Origin of the sequence: Desulfolutivibrio sp., from assembly GCF_036584575.1 — a bacterium.
Classification (GTDB): domain Bacteria; phylum Desulfobacterota; class Desulfovibrionia; order Desulfovibrionales; family Desulfovibrionaceae; genus Desulfolutivibrio.
This window is the reverse complement of record NZ_JAZHDB010000166.1, coordinates 1-15,478: the sequence shown is the minus strand read 5'-3', so window position 1 is coordinate 15,478 and position 15,478 is coordinate 1. Positions and strand designations below refer to the sequence as shown.

Genomic DNA, 15,478 nt, shown 5'->3' with positions numbered 1-15,478 from the left:
GGTGCGCTTGGGTTTGGGGTGTAAATTTTTGTGTGCTTGGAGTTGAACAGGAATTCCTAAATTTTCGTAGTAGTTATCCCCTGTAAGCGCACCCCGTAGAATTCTTATGCCCACTTCCCACTTGAAAATGTTGTGCAAGGGGCCCATGTTGCACAAAATGCTTTTCCCGATATGGGCAAGGGCAGGTTTTAATCTTTAGCTGCGTATGCGTGTTCGGTTCGGCGTTGGCACATCTCGTGAGGCGGCCTCCCGGCCATATTGGTATATTTTTGATGCGGATTGAAGGAATCGTCAAATGATTGTTTTTCGTTGAGAGGGAAGATTGGTTCAGGGAATGCGCTTTGGCTGCATGACGCTGGTTCTGGTGCTCTAAAAAGAGGAATTTTCAACGGGCTGTTAGGGTAGCCAAAAACGCAGCCACTCCCGCGAATGAGGAACATGACCCGAGAAACTCTGTAACACAGGAGGTTCCGCCATGAGATCAAAGGCTTGGAGTGAATTGTCTCGAACAGCCCTGTTCCCTCTTGCGTTGAGCGTATTCATTTTGGGCTTACAAGGATGTGGGGAAAACTGGACACAAGATGAACCACATCGAGCATACGTTCCGCGAACGGCCATTGCACCGCCGTACCAGCCGACTGTACCGCACCCGCCTGTACCGTACCAGCCTACTCCGCACCCGCCTGTACCGTACCAGCCTGGTGTACAGTACCCGCCGGGGAAGCCACTTCCAGGTTATCCGGGATCGAGAGCCCAAACGGTTACTCCCAAGGATAAGCCTCCCAAGCTGGGTGCAGGTATCCAGCCGCCAAACGATTACCGAGATACCAACAGCGGGGGAAGCAGCGGTGGTGGGCACTGAAAGGTTGCGGAAATATCCGCAACATTGCCAACCTCCTCTGGGAAGATGCTGATCCAGGGCAGCCAACCACTCGCCAACAAATCGCCAACCAACCCGGTTGGAGGGGGCAGAATCGGTTGGCGTTTTACCAACATAAGCGTGGTCGATTTCTTGAAATAAGATAAAAATTCTAGATAAATAGCCAACTTTTTTTCTGTTTGGAATCAGCAGGTCTGGAGTTCGAGTCTCCATGCTGGCTCCCAAAATTTCAAGGGCTGAAGATCACTTAGGTGGTTTTCAGCCCTTTTTCGATCCTCTCAAAAACGACCGAATTTTAGCCTAACTGATTGCAGTTTGCAGTCAGTGTGCATTCACCCCTGGAAAGCATCCTTTCGTTGCAGCTGCGACCGGATGGTTGGCGACGTCGTGCCGACGAGCCCATGAGCTGAAACGCCATCCTGGGCAGGGAATGGGCCTGTGAGAGCATGGCCAAGCTTCCTTGGCCATATCTGACGGCTCGCGAACACGGTCATCCCGGCGGCCACGTCCAGGCCGGATATCTGCGACGCGGAGACCTGGGGGTCTTCACTCCCATGCTCAAACGCAAGGAGGGGGGCTAAGCCGCAACCTGGGCAACTCTTCATGGTGAAAGAAATCGAGCCGTTCTTCAAGGTTTCGCGAGAACCAGACGGCCTTGGTCCCGGAGACGGTGAGCAGCTTATAGAGGTCAGTGCTTTTCATCCGCACCGAGATCGTGTTCGCGGCCAAGTAGAACATGAAGTTCTCGGAGGCGAGGATGGCCAGGTCGAAGTAATGGGCCACCGTCATGTTCCCAGGCAGAAAGGGCGGCAGTGAGCCTCTGGAGCCGATGCCGCAGCCGGAATGGGCCTCGATTTCATCTGGCTTGGCGAAGCGGATGTCCTTGGTCCCGAAAGGCTTTTTGAAATGCCGGGCTTTGATGGACCAATCGCAGGTTGTGACCACGAGGTAATAGCGATCCTTGGCTTTGAGCATGATGGGCCTGCAATGGACGCCGGTCCATCCGCATTCCCTTCGGCAGTCTATGGTCTCGTGAAGCTCTGAAATTGGCGGGTGCCCGAGAAGATCGTACTCCACCTTGACGTCATTCATGAGGGTGATGATACGTCTGCAGACATCTACCGGGAGGATTCTTTGCCTGTTTGTCGACATGGGGTTTATGACTCCTTGTGATTATGATGTCGCAACAGTCACAAGAAGCAGAAGACCATACAGATGTTGCCTTCATGTTAACATTCCTCCATGGTTTATGTATTTTTTGACAATGTTCGACACAAAACGTCAAATCATCAAATACGAAATCTGTGTCAATGCCTGAGGTAGTTGTTGCGAGTGTATGTTAAAGGGAAGAGAAAATTGTTATCGTCGTTGAAATATTAGGTAGATAACAATGCTAAAATTAAGATATTGATGACTGTAATGATAAGTACGCAGTTGTCTGAAAAAACGTTTGTATATTTATAATATTTCTGGATGTAAGTATTGGTTTCGTTTGATTTGTAACTGTTGGTTGTGATAGGATATGTTCGCTATGCACGATGCGTGGAGAAGATGGAAGTGGAAAAACCAGAATCCAGATCATGTTATGCATTCCCGTTGATCTTTCCACCTGCGCCTGAGCGAGTCAGGTCTGCAATGAACGATGAACACACCGATGCCTTCTTTGCGTACCTCAATGTCAGGATTCGGAACCTCTGTAAAGAGCGTGCGGATGTGCCAGGATGCGGAAGCATCCGAAATGAGCACGCGGTTCACCTGTTGAAGTCGAGGGCTGAGGTGTCCGCGTCGGGCGGGACGGCAACGATCTTCAAAGTCCGATACCTGCACGGGAGGCGCGGTCGTAGACGCGATGGACATAAACGTGAAGGTGGGTGTGCATGACCTGGGGAGGGCTGTCCGCCTGCCATGTGCTACCGGCGTCGCAAGGCGTCGGGATGGGCGGGCAGAAGTCAGCCGAGGGCAGAGCAGGTCTGTCGACCGGACTGAAAGCCCGAACACGTAACATGGGATGGGGCCGGAATTTCGATGGCGAAGGCAGACGTGGAAGCGCGGGATGGGATGCCCGCGACCACGCCGAGGATAGGGGACGGAATCCCCGAGAGCAGGGCGGCGGCGCGTCAAGCGCCACAGCGAGGACGGAGCGCTCCGATCCGCGACGGACACAGATTGCCCGGAGGTGTGGGAGGACTGGGTCCGTGAGGCCTCCTCCTACCCGATCCAATCAAGAGCGCCAACCGCCCCGTCAACCTTTCCTTCTTGATTTTGCGGATGGTCAGTCCAGAAACGGCCTATTTTGGGACGGGTACGTTTTTTGGGTGGGGATGGGGACGATAGGTGTGGGCATAAAATTATTTTCGTCTGTACTTGATCAGGAATTCCTATGTATTTTAGTAGTTCCATTTCATGAGAGCATTCCCTTAATTCCTGCTGGCCACTTTCTACTTGAAAAAGTTTCGTTATCGGGCAAAGTTCATGTAATATCTTTTAGGTAGGGCATGTGGGCGGATTTTTTTAGGAAATGTACAGCGCATTGTAATGGTGGAAAAAAGGGGGAAACTCATGGCCGTGAAGTTTTCTCTGTTCCGTTATTCTGCGGTGCGTAGCCGCTTTCTCCGTGGCGCTGCCATCTGCTTGGGGTTTCTTTCCTTGCTCGTTCTTGATGCTCCCGCCTGGGCCGAATACAGGTTGCCCGATACGGGACAGACCAAATGCTATGACAACAATGAGGAGATACCTTGCCCCAGCCCAGGTCAGGCCTTTTACGGCCAGGATGCCAACTACGCAGGAAAACAGCCCGCCTATCAAAATAATGGCTCCACGATCACAGACTTGATAACCGGCCTCATATGGCAGCAGGCCGACGATGGGGTTGCACGGACCTTTGACGAAGCCGCGACCTATTGCCAGGATTTGGACCAGGGCGGTTATGACGACTGGCGACTACCTTTCCTTAAGGAACTTCTGAGCATCGTGGACGCGGGCCGGAGCTCCCCGGCCATCAATCCTGTCTTCACCAGCTCTTCCTCAACGGATATCTATTGGTCCGGAACGGAGTATGCCAGCTCCTCGAGCTACGCCTGGGGCGTAAACTTCTATGCTGGCGCTTCGGTCTATAACGCCAAGACACTAGGGGGAAGCAAAGTCCGCTGCGTTCGCGGCGAGTTCTTGCCAGGATCAGCATATGTGGACAATGGCGACGGCACCGTCACGGACAAATCCACCGGATTGGTCTGGGAGAAGGGCGGAAGCGCCTCCGGCATGTCCTGGGAGACGGCCCTGACGTGGTGCGAAAACGCCACGACCGGAGACTATGCGGACTGGCGCCTCCCCAACAAGCGGGAACTGGAGATCCTTGTGGATGTGTCGCGGAATTATCCGGCCATCGACCCGGCTTTCACGGAATCAGGAGGATTGTATTGGTCTGGCACGACGTATAATCCTGCAGGATTCCAGTACTCTGCCTGGCGTGTAAACTTTAGTGATGGAAAATCGCGCGAATACGGCAAGAGCTCTTCGTTTTATTCTCGTTGCGTTCGCGGCGGATTTGGATCCTTTGCTCCTTCTATTTTCAATGTATTGTTGCTGGATGTACAGTGATTTATCATTAAAATTGGTTGTACAGAAAACAGTCAACTTGACTCGTCTAAAATCGATCCAGTTGTCGTTGCTACGAAATCGAGCAGGATGGATTCCATGGATTTTGTTGGCGACTGCCGTCTTTTCTCTGCTGCTTGCGCCAGTAAGGCGGACTGCGATTCCAACTGCACGGCCTGCTGCGTTAAACCGCTCTCCCTGTTTTCATATATTTCGTGAATGGTATCAATACTTGCCGCGAGATTGTCAACTAATGCTTTTTGTTCATTGAGATCAGCCGGTGTGGCCAGTTTGGTCGAATCCAAACTATTGAAATCAAGCTGATTGACTGCTTGGAAGTTCACCTTGAACCCATCATTTATGAACGCCTGAATATACACCGCTCCATTACTGTCGATCTGTTCCGTTCCCCATTTGGTGCTGTCAAGCATGTAAATTCCATTGTATTCTGTATTGGAAATATATCCGAGGATTTGATTTTTGAGGTTGTTATACGTATCTTTCACCGTCGCGCTCGAGCCACTGAGTGTTCCGCTATTGATATCATCAATGATTTGAGCCAGTTCTTCGAGAGCGGTTTGGATTCCGGCCACGCCTTCCTTCGCGATCCCCATCATACTCGACGCTTCGGAAACGTTTCTGGAATTTTGTTTCACAGCCCGCGAATCAGCCCGCAAAGTTCCCGTGATCGCTTCGTCGTAGGGGTTGGTCAAGGAGACATTTTCGTTTTCAGAAAAGATCAGATTCCGTAAATTTCTACCAACCTCCCCGCCCTGAAACAAAGCATTTGTTATCAGGTCTTGCTGGAAGAGCTGGGATGATGACTGGTAGACAAGATATCGTTCGAGATCGGAAAGAGCCATTTTGGCCATCCCTGGTTTGATTTCCGGTTTATCATCTTTTCGGATGACAGCCGCGATTCTTTAGGTTCGAGGGCAGCATCCTTTCCGCCCGGAGCATATTTTCCTCCCAGGTGGCGAGGTGGTCGCCGGGAGCGCCTGCATTCGACCTGACACCGGAAGAAGGGGAAGAAGGGTGGGTGTTTCAGGGGCATGTCCAGGCATCGTGCGAATGCCTTTTTCATGGTTTATAGGTATGATGAATGATTTTATGAATAACATGTTGGAATTGTGAGTCTTCACACACATCTATTTAGAACAATGATGCTGAAAAATTATTTAAATATCAACGCGAGTTCTGTAAGAAATGCTTGGCGAATATATTTATGTTTTGACATTGCGGATATTTTATGTATTTTAGCGGTGTGTTGGAATAGTAAGTTAGCACATTTACTGATTTTATATTATGAAATCCGATGAGCCACTTTGAGGATTGGGGCCTTGGTGGAAAAACGGCATCCCCTAACACAGGACGAGGAAAATGATGAAACCTGCACACGTGCTCGCACTCGCTTTGCTGTTGGTTCTTGCCATTTCCCACATGGTTCATGCGGGTCCCCCGGCGGAGGTTCCGAAAACCGGACAGAAAACCTGCTACTACATTCCCTACACCGGCGCGGTCCTGCCCACCCCGTGCCCTGGAACCGGCCAGGACGGCGAGTTTCAGGCCGGCGTGGCGTGGCCCGATCCCAGGTTCACGGACAATGCTGACGGCTCGGTAACGGACAACCTGACCGGGCTTGTCTGGTTGAAAGAAGCCTACTGCAACTCCCAGATGTTCTCCTGGCAAAATGCCCTAAATTTCGCCAACGGCCTTGCCGACGGCCAATGCGGCCTTACCGACGGGTCTGCGATCGGCGAGTGGCATCTGCCGACCATCAACGAGCTTGAATCCCTGCTCGACTATGATCGCTATGCACCCGCGCTGCCCGAGAACCATCCCTTCGTGAATGTGCAGTTCACAGATCAGGTCTCGCCGTTTTTCTGGTCGAGCACGACCCACAACGACCGGATCGACCCCATGAGCCCCAGACAGGCCTTTGCCATCGATTTTCGGCGGGGAACCTTTTATTATCATCTCAAGTCCGGAGCCTATTACGTGCTGGCGGTCAAAAACGCCCGTACCACGGGAGCCACGGCCATCCCCCGAACCGGGCAGACCACGTGCTACGATACGGCCGGGACGGTCATCGCCTGCGCAGGCACAGGTCAGGATGGCGATCTGCGGCCCGGGACGCCCTGGCCTGAGCCTCGGTTTGCGGACAATGGAGACGGTACGGTGACCGACCGGCTTACAGGGTTGGTCTGGCTCAAGAACGCGAATTGCAGTCCCCCTTTGGGCAAGAAATACTGGTCGTCCACGCCCTCGGCCGTGGCCGGGATATCTCATGGCGACTGTGATCTGAGCGACAACTCCCAGGACGGCGACTGGCGTGTCCCCAACGTCCGGGAGCTTCTGAGCCTTATGGACTACGAAAAAGCATCTCCGGCCCTGCCAACCGGCCATCCCTTCAGCAATGTGTACATCCAGGGGGAGGTGCATAACTATTACTGGACCTCGACAAGTTATTATGAATACTGGGCCAACAACTTCTGTGTCGATTTCAGAAAGGGATACATGTACGACAGGATCAAGGCCGACAGCTGGTATATCTGGCCAGTGCGCACGGCTCGTTCCGTTAATACGATTCTTCCGGCCATCAATCTGATGTTGAACGGGGAATAGGCTGGCCAATCGCGATAGTGCGGCCCGGCTCGGAAGGACATTCCCTTCATGGGAACCTTGGAGCCGGGCTTTTCGTATGGCCCGTGTCGGCGTTGCTGCCTCATGTCCGGAGGGACAACGTACGGGCGAGGATTTTCGCAGACGTTCGCAGGTTGTTCGAAAACTGGGTGCGCTTGGCGCATGTCGGAGTGTCTGGGATAATCACGGTGAGCGCCATGGGGCTTGCTCAGCAACCCCTCTCCGGTATAGCTATCTCCAATACTCTTGGGACGATCAAATCCGCCTTCGGCAACCCGGGCGAAAGAGTTGTATGGCCGTGCAAAAGAGGAAGAATTCCTGTCTGGTCTATTCCACCGAGAAGGGCGAGATGTGTCCCGGTTGCGGTCACCCCGTCTCCCGATGCGTCTGCTCACGGTCGCCGGCTACGCCAAAAGGCGACGGGATCGTGCGGATTTCCAGGCAGACCAAGGGCCGCAAGGGCAAGGGCGTGTCCTGCATAACGGGCGTCCCCCTGTCGGCGGAGAAGCTCGAAGCCCTGGCCAGGCAACTGAAACAACGCTGCGGCGCTGGCGGCACGGTCAAGGACGGCGTCATCGAGATTCAAGGCGACCATCGGGAGACCCTGGTTCTCGAACTGAAAAAACTCGGGTATTCGGCCAAGCTTGCCGGTGGCTAGCGGGACGTCTTTTTCAAGGGCCGCAACACAAGGGACAGACGGCGCGTTCGCCACGCAATACGGATGTCCAGGCGGCGCTTGGCCATGATCCGGGATGTTTGGAGAGATCGAAACGCTGCTTGACCAACGTCCAAGATGTCATGGTGTGATGTTGTTTCTCTCGTCGGAATGCGAACATTCGATGTTGCGAAGGGTATGAGGCTGGTGCGCAGGAAAACGGAAACCATGGAGATTTTTGATGTTCAATCAAGCTATACTGAGAAAATTTCTGCTGTGCGTGTGTTGTTGTCTCGTGGCGCATGCGGCCATGGCGCAGGATCTCTCCCTGTCCGAACTGCAACGCCTGATAACCGAAAAGAACCGTTCATGGACCGCCGGGGAAACCTCTGTCTCCCGGTTGACGCCTGTGCAGAAGCAGCGGTTGGCTGGCGGCCTGCCGGAGCAGGGTGAAGGGGCCGTTCCGAGACGGCTTGCCCCGCTTTCGGCCGCAGAGCTGCCCTCTTCTTTGGACTGGCGAAACTATAACGGCAAAAATTATGTGACGCCCGTGCGTGACCAGAAAACCTGCGGGAGTTGCTATGTGTTCGCCCCGGTGGCGGCTCTGGAATCGAAACTATTGCGGGTTTACAACCGCCCGGGGACGGACCTTGATCTTTCCGAGCAGATTCCCTTGTCCTGCTCCGGCGCGGGGGATTGCACCTCGGGATATGCAAGCACGGCCTCAAATTATTTGCGCGATACCGGCACGGGCACGGAAGCCTGCTATCCGTACGCCAATGCGATGGGCGAGTGCGACGAGGCGTGCGCCAATTGGCAAAAGGCTCCCTACCTGTTTGCATCCTGGAATTACGCCAACTCCGGCCAGCTCACCACTGCGGACGTGATCAAATCGGCGGTGCTCGCCTCAGGCCCGGTCGTGGCCCGCATGGTGATTTATTCCGACTTTTATAATTATACCGGCGGGGTATACGAACAGGTGTCCGGAACGTACCAGGGAGGGCATTTTGTTTTGGTCGTTGGCTGGGACGACACCAGGAGCGCCTTCTTGTGCAAAAACAGCTGGAACACCACCTGGGGCGAACAGGGCTATTTCTGGATCGGGTACTCGCAATTGACGAATGTCATCCGTTTCGGCGAGTGGGTCTATGCCTACGAAGGCGGCGTCGGACCTCTGGCCTCCCCCGTGGCGCCGGAGACCCTTTTGCTGCTCAACACCGAGTGAGCCCGTCCCGCGGGCGACGCCCCGGTATGACGCATGGCTGCGGGGGGAGACGATTGGCCCAGGTTGGCCGCAGACGCCGCCATGTGGTGTTTTTTTTTTCGATTCTCATCAATCGTTTGAAGGGCCTTGGATGGTGCAGTCCGAGGCCCTTTTGAATTTTAACATCATGGGACAGTGCTTCGCCAACCGTTTTCTGTGGAGCGCATGGGGTCTGTCCATGCCCTGGTCCGTCCTGGGCCGTCTTGAATCTCGCGTGGAGGATGCGACCTCCATGGATCCGGCGCACGGCGCGAACACCGTGGTGTTCCCGTCCGCGCCCCGAAGGCGTGTTCGTAACGGATTCGGGGATGGCGCCGCCCCGGACGCAACGGACGTTGTTTTCCACTGGCTGCCCGCATGTAGACATGACCCTTGAGGCCGGAAGAGAGCCGGGAGGGGGCGACGCGGATGCCCCCGCGACGGCCTGGAGAGCGGATGGATGATGGATTCCGGCGCAACGGTTCGGTGGGCTGGCGGCCGTGAACCGGCCAAACGGCGGGGCAGTTCCTGGCCGGTGGTCGTGATGGCGGGTCGCGCCACGTTGATCGGATGGGCGCCCAGAGTCCGGGTGGGGGCGGCCTTACGCCAGGGTGGGCGGTTTTTTCATCACCATAGCCATGACTTCTTTGAGAATCTCCATGTCGACCGGTTTTGAAATGTAGCTGTCCATGCCTGCGGCCAACAGTTTTTCCCTGTCTCCGGCCATGGCGTAGGCCGTCATCGCAATGATAGGGATCGTGGACTTTTCTTTGAATTCCGGCAAAGTGCGAATGGCCATGGTCGCCTTGAGGCCATCCATGACGGGCATCTGGACATCCATCAGGATGATGTCGAAATCCTGCTCCCTGAGCCGTTGCAGGGCCTCCTGGCCGTCATTGGCGGCTAGCGCCGCATGCCCATGCCGCTCCAGCAATCGCACAATGGCGAGCTTGCTCAAGGCATCATCTTCGACAACGAGGATTCGAAACGACCCGGGCGCGGGATCGCGGCCCCCCGCGATTTCGGTTTGTCCGGGCGTCATTTCGGCTGGGAGGGAAAAGGGCAAGGAAAGATAGAAGGTTGCTCCGTGGCCAGGCGTGCTTTCCAGGGCAAGTTCACCGCCCATGAGGGCGACCAGCCGCCGCACGATCGACAAACCGAGCCCGGCCCCCTGGTAGCTCCTGACATAGGCGTTCTCGCCCTGGACAAACGGCTCGAAAATGGCCTTGGCATGTTCGTCGGAAATACCAATGCCGGTGTCGGAAATCGTGAACAGGATGCGGCATGGGGCGTTCTCCGTGAAGGGCAATGGGGAGATTCCAACCGCTATTTTGCCGTGGTCCGTGAACTTGATCGAGTTGCCGATGAGGTTGAAAAGGATTTGCAGCAAGCGCGCCTCGTCGCCGATCAGCGCCGCCGGGAGTTTCGCGTCGATGGCGAACGAGAGCTCAAGGCCTTTTTCTCTGGCGGCCACGGCAAAGAGATCCATGATCGATTGTTCGACCGTCCGCAGGTCGAACTGCGAGACGCACAGGCTCAGTCTGCCGGCCTCGATTTTCGACAGGTCAAGGATGTCCGAGAGGAGCCTCGTCAGCCGTTTGGCGGCGGTGAGGGCGTTTTTCGCGTATTCGCGTTGCTCGTCGTCAAGCTGCGACTCCTCGATAAGCTGGAGCATCCCCATGACGCCATTGAGCGGGGTGCGTATCTCGTGGCTCATGTTCGCGAGAAATTCCGACTTGGCCCTGCTGGCGGCCTCGGCCTGGAGCATGGCCTCCTGCAGGGCCTGCTCGGCACGCTTGCGATTGGTCACGTCCTGGATCACCCCGCAGACCCGGAGGGGCTTGCCGCTGGGGTCTTTTTCGAGTTCCGCCTTTGAAATGATCACCTTCGGCGGCGAGTTGTCGGCTGGCCGAATCTCAAATTCCAGGTCGTATGGTTTTCCGGAATCGATCAGATCGACCAGGGCCCTGTGTACCCGCTTATGTTCAGGAATACAGGCCTCAATCTCTTCTATTGGGATAAAGTGGGAACTGCGCGGCGCCATGCCGTAAATCGTGATGGCCTCTTCCGATCCCCAAATTTTGTTGAGTCGGATATCGTATTCCCAGCTTCCGGCGTTTGAAATTTGCTGGGCTTTGTGAAGGCGGGCCTCGCTTTTCTGCAACGCCTCTTCAGAGAGTTTGCGTTCGGTGATGTCACGGCCCACCGACTGAATCTCTACGATGGTTCCCGCCTCATCGAAAAATGCGCGGTTGGAGAACTGCACCCAGCGCGTGTCGCCTTTGGAGTTCACGATGCGGTTTTCAATGGTCACAATCGGCGATTGCGGGTTAAGGCCCGCGAGTTTTTCCTGGATCCAGGAAAGGTCGTTCTCATCGACAATCGTATGCCACTTCGCGCCAACCATCGCCTCGCGGCATTTTTCGAAAAAATGGCAATAGCCTTGATTGACATACAGAAACGTCCCGTCCGGGGCAAACCGGCTCACCAGATCAACCTGTTCCTCGACGATGGAACGGTACCGCTCCTCGCTTCTTCGCACGGCATCTTCGGAGGATCTGCGTCGGCGATCAAGATAACACACCGCAGCAAGAACGAGGACCAGAAATCCGACTCCAAGCGCCCAGATCAAAATGTGCAGGTTCCGCTCATGGCTGGTGAAAATGGCGAGTGTCCGGTCAAAGGGTTCCATCGGCACGGTCACGCTGATGCCGCCCCGGATATCGCCAAGGCGGTATCCCTGCTTGGCATGGCATTTGAGGCAGGGCTGTTCCACGAGCATGGGCCGCATGAAGCGAAGGACCGATCCGCCCTTTTCGCTATCCAGAAAATGGACTTCCTTTACACCATCGCCAAATGACCGCAGCGCCTCGGCCTCCCATTCGGCAGGGGCGTTTTGTGGGCGGATGGGGTTGAGGCTCGTGATGTGTCCCTTAAGCCCTGTCCCCTCAGCCATCAGTTCGTGGACCATTCGGGTCATGTAGGCCGGATTGACCATGGTGAGCTTTGGGCCCGAGGGCATGGCCAGGTCGCGATTGGGGATATCCAGATACGGGTTTGGACGCACCTGGTCTGATTCTTCCGCATAAACGCCCCCGAGCCGGGCGTTCCAGAGCCGATAGGCGAGATCCTTTTCAAATGCGATCCTTGCCTCAGTAACAGACTGTAAATACAAGCTTTCTGTCTGAATTTCCAACGTGTGACCATAGGAGAAATAGATCACGTAGGACCATATGGAAAGGGCTGCAATACCCGCAGAAAGAAATTTGCAGGATCTGTTCAACAGAGGTTCCTCTATAAAGTATGACGTTATGTAGCCTACACGAGAAAGCACAAGTCGGAAATGCATACGATAGAATCCTGCATTGCGTATACATCAAGGTAGGTCTATCGTCGAAAAAATATTGCTGCTGATGATTGGTCCTTCTGAGAGACTTGGAAAAAACGCAATACAAAGGTTGTGAAGGTCTTTTTATGGAAAATATTTTGCAAAAGACTTTGTAGGTCGCATTCTACTGAAATTATGGATATTTTGACTCCTGGTTTTGCCAGGCGTCCATTGCTTCTTTGGAAATCCCCCTGTCGGCCATAAACGAGGCTTGAGTTGGGTGGCCAATAAGCGTAGAGAGTGATAGCCTGCTTCCCAGGCATATTTTCGCACGCCGACCGGGTGTAGAATCCTCTACGCTGGGAGGACCATGGGAAGTGAAGAGACCATAAGAATCGTGCCGACCCACGTCATTACGTCCTCGCAGGACGTTGCCCTCATTGACGCCGCCGAAATCATGCGGCGCAACAATATTTCCTGTCTTCTGGTCACCCGGGGCGACATGGCCGTCGGCATCCTGACGGAACGTGATCTGGCCCGGTTCCTGGAAAGGGTCGGGGGTGACGTCGCAGGCTATCAGGTTCGCGATGTCATGAGTGCGGCCGTGGTCACCATCTCTGAAAACGAGGATATGTTCGCGGCCTATTCCCTGATGTGCGGGAAAAACATCCGCCATCTGGTTGTGGTGGACGAACAGGGCCGGGCCGTTGGGGTCAAGACCTTTTCCGACCTCATGCGTCGCCTGGGTGAGGAATATCTGTCGGAAATCAAGACTGTTGGCGAGGTCATGACCCGCGATGTCCTGACCGTGGGGCCGGATCAGACCGTCCGCGAGGCCCTCCGGATCATGGGCCAGCGCGGCGTAAGCTGCGTGCTCGTGGTTGAAGAGGGCAGTCCGATCGGCATTCTGACCGAGCGCGACCTGACCCGGCTTGTCTCCTTGGACCATCTGGCCGGGGCACGGGAGGTCCGGGAGGTCATGAGCGCCCCGGTCTCCTCCGTCAGCCCGGACGACTACGCCTTCGAGGCCGTGGCCAGGATGGAGAGTCTCGGCGTCAGGCACCAGGCCGTCATCAACGATGCTGGCCGGCTTTTGGGCCTCATTACCCAGACCGACCTTGTGGCCAGCCTGGTCAAGCGTTACGCGCAACTGGAGTTCATGGTCCGCAAGCGCACCCGCCAACTGGTCCGCAAAAACGAGGAACTTGAATATTCCAATCAGCAACTGCGACACCTCGACGAAATGAAGTCGGCTTTTCTGAGCTCCGTTTCCCACGAACTTCGCACCCCGCTGACCTCGCTCCTGGGGTTCGCCAAGATTACCGGCCGTATTTTTACCGAACGCTTCGCCCCCCTCGTCGGCGACAACCCGCTGCTTGTGAAATTCAGCCAGCGCATCTCCCGCAACCTGGAGGTCATGACCCAGGAAGGGGAGCGCATGACGCGGCTGATCAACGACTTTCTGGATTTGACCAAGATCGAGGCCGGGAGGGTCGAGTGGCGCGACAAGCTCATCCCGGTGACCGATTTTGTGCTCCACGCCTGTCATGCCGTGCGCGGGCAGTTTGAAGCCAAGCCTGATGTGGAGTTGCGAACCCATGTGGCCGAGGGCCTGCCGCAGGTCTTCGTGGACGTGGACCGCATGCTCCAGGTCATGGTCAACCTGCTGTCCAACGCCGCCAAATTCACCGACACGGGCTCGGTCACGGTGTCGGCTGTCAGCATTGACGACACATTCGTCGAGATTCATGTCGCGGACACCGGAAGAGGCATTCCGGCCCAGGCGCTGCAAAAGGTTTTCGATAAGTTTCAGCAGCTTGAGCAGCGCGGCACGGACGGCAATTCCGAGGGGACAGGGCTTGGGCTGGCCATCTGCAAGGAAATCATCCAGCATTACGGTGGCCGCATCTGGGTCGAATCCGAGTCCGGCCGGGGCAGCGCATTCAAATTCCGTCTGCCAGCAGCCCAGCCGTCACGCGACAGTTATGGGGCGTTCCTTACGGGGGTTCCCTCGGACGGCGGCGACGATGCCGATCCGCTCATTCTGGCCGTGGACGACAGTCCGGGCATTCGCGACTATCTGGAGCAGCTTTTTCGGGATGACGGGTTTCGCATCGTCACCGTCGGAGATGGCCTGTCGGCGCTTGCGGCGGCCGAGGAGATGCTGCCCCGATGCATCGTCATGGATCTCATGATGCCGGGCATGGAAGGCAGTGAGGCCATACGACGCCTTCGGGAGAATCCGGCCACCGAAAACATCCCCGTGGTGGTGCTCTCCGCCTATCCCTACCGGAGCCAGGCCGGAGGCGATGTCGTCCTGCCCAAGCCCGTGGACGAGGAGCAACTCCTGCAGGCCGTCCGGGGGCTCATCCGGGGAGGCCGCATCAAGGGCCGCAAGTGCATCCTGGTGCCCAATCCCAAGGGCCAGGGCAACATGCTCATGATTTCGGCGGGCAAACTGCGGTATGTCCGTCCCGAGGAGCTGCAGGAAAACTTCACGCAACGCTTCAGCGGCACCATGTTTTTGTCGGGCGGGGCCAAGGATCAACTGACCCTGCGCAAGCTCTCCGAGATCGACGACGTGGTGGTCATGATCCTTCCTGAAAACGAGGACGAATAGCCGGAAATCTTTCTTTTATGGCGGAAGGGGAAGGCGCGTGCCGCATCCTTCCGGCCCGTCACGTCCAGGTCCGTGGTGTTGCGGGATGACCGTTTTTTCCGGCGGCACGAGGAAAATCCGTGCCGCCGGAGGGCGTTTAGGCGCGTTGCGGTGATGGTTTGAGCGCCATCAGGGGCAGGGAATGGCCTTGTAGACCTTTGCGCCGCCATCATGGGTTTCCAGGAAGCACTGGCTGCCGTCCCGGTAGATGGTCTGATTCGTCGAGTTGGAAATGGCGATGGCCGTTGCCGGCAGGACCGTCAGCATGGCGCCGATGGCTATTCCGGCGGCGATGCTGCCAGACGACGGGCCGTAATACCCTCCATAGTAGGGCGGCGGAACCGGCACGGGAACCGGATAGGGGTGGCCGGGCGCCGGTGGACGATACCCGGGCGCAGGCGGACGATATCCGGGCGCGGGCGACCGCCCTGGAGCTGACCCGGCAGTATTTCCCGGACCACCGCCCCCCGGACAAA

At 56.0% G+C, this 15,478-nt stretch carries 9 protein-coding genes; 5 read left to right on the top strand and 4 right to left on the bottom strand.

What is annotated here, in order from left to right; translation table 11 throughout:
- Positions 1-1,438 precede the first annotated feature (1,438 nt).
- Complete coding sequence (locus tag V3572_RS12265; protein WP_332111293.1) at positions 1,439-1,855, bottom strand: YbaK/EbsC family protein; 417 nt, start codon at positions 1,853-1,855, stop codon at positions 1,439-1,441.
- Positions 1,856-3,439: 1,584 nt separating this feature from the next.
- Here V3572_RS12265 and V3572_RS12260 point away from each other — a divergent pair.
- The gene (locus V3572_RS12260) at positions 3,440-4,477 is read left to right on the top strand and encodes an Lcl C-terminal domain-containing protein (RefSeq protein ID WP_332111292.1); all 1,038 of its coding nucleotides are present in this window, start codon (positions 3,440-3,442) and stop codon (positions 4,475-4,477) included.
- A 32-nt stretch (positions 4,478-4,509) separates the two neighbouring features.
- On the opposite strand, the gene V3572_RS12255 is transcribed toward V3572_RS12260, so the two are convergent.
- A complete protein-coding gene (locus V3572_RS12255; protein ID WP_332111291.1) occupies positions 4,510-5,337 on the bottom strand; it encodes a flagellin N-terminal helical domain-containing protein in 828 nt (275 codons plus the stop codon).
- Positions 5,338-5,872: 535 nt separating this feature from the next.
- Here V3572_RS12255 and V3572_RS12250 point away from each other — a divergent pair.
- From V3572_RS12250 to V3572_RS12240, 3 genes are all read left to right on the top strand, one after another.
- The gene (locus V3572_RS12250) at positions 5,873-7,099 is read left to right on the top strand and encodes an Lcl C-terminal domain-containing protein (protein ID WP_332111290.1); all 1,227 of its coding nucleotides are present in this window, start codon (positions 5,873-5,875) and stop codon (positions 7,097-7,099) included.
- A 76-nt stretch (positions 7,100-7,175) separates the two neighbouring features.
- A complete protein-coding gene (locus V3572_RS12245) occupies positions 7,176-7,775 on the top strand; it encodes a translation initiation factor Sui1 (RefSeq protein ID WP_332111289.1) in 600 nt (199 codons plus the stop codon).
- Between the two features lie 238 nt (positions 7,776-8,013).
- The gene (locus V3572_RS12240; protein WP_332111288.1) at positions 8,014-8,997 is read left to right on the top strand and encodes a C1 family peptidase; all 984 of its coding nucleotides are present in this window, start codon (positions 8,014-8,016) and stop codon (positions 8,995-8,997) included.
- A gap of 619 nt (positions 8,998-9,616) precedes the next feature.
- Here the strand turns inward: V3572_RS12240 and V3572_RS12235 are convergent.
- Positions 9,617-12,298 (bottom strand): ATP-binding protein, encoded by a 2,682-nt coding sequence (locus tag V3572_RS12235; RefSeq protein WP_332111287.1) that lies wholly within the window; start codon positions 12,296-12,298, stop codon positions 9,617-9,619.
- 415 nt (positions 12,299-12,713) lie between these two features.
- On the opposite strand from V3572_RS12235, the gene V3572_RS12230 reads away from it, so the two are divergent.
- The gene (locus V3572_RS12230; RefSeq protein WP_332111286.1) at positions 12,714-14,963 is read left to right on the top strand and encodes a hybrid sensor histidine kinase/response regulator; all 2,250 of its coding nucleotides are present in this window, start codon (positions 12,714-12,716) and stop codon (positions 14,961-14,963) included.
- A 168-nt stretch (positions 14,964-15,131) separates the two neighbouring features.
- Here V3572_RS12230 and V3572_RS12225 read toward each other — a convergent pair whose 3' ends face one another.
- On the bottom strand, positions 15,132-15,350 hold the full coding sequence (locus V3572_RS12225) for a hypothetical protein (RefSeq protein WP_332111285.1): 219 nt from the start codon (positions 15,348-15,350) through the stop codon (positions 15,132-15,134).
- Between the last annotated feature and the right edge of the window lie 128 nt (positions 15,351-15,478).

Coding starts and splice junctions, on each gene's coding strand:
- V3572_RS12255 (WP_332111291.1), bottom strand. CDS start 5,337: ATGGCTCTTTCCGATCTCGAACGATATCTTGTCTACCAGTCATCATCC.
- V3572_RS12240 (WP_332111288.1), top strand. CDS start 8,014: ATGTTCAATCAAGCTATACTGAGAAAATTTCTGCTGTGCGTGTGTTGT.
- V3572_RS12245 (WP_332111289.1), top strand. CDS start 7,176: ATGGCCCGTGTCGGCGTTGCTGCCTCATGTCCGGAGGGACAACGTACG.
- V3572_RS12260 (WP_332111292.1), top strand. CDS start 3,440: ATGGCCGTGAAGTTTTCTCTGTTCCGTTATTCTGCGGTGCGTAGCCGC.
- V3572_RS12230 (WP_332111286.1), top strand. CDS start 12,714: ATGGGAAGTGAAGAGACCATAAGAATCGTGCCGACCCACGTCATTACG.
- V3572_RS12265 (WP_332111293.1), bottom strand. CDS start 1,855: ATGCTCAAAGCCAAGGATCGCTATTACCTCGTGGTCACAACCTGCGAT.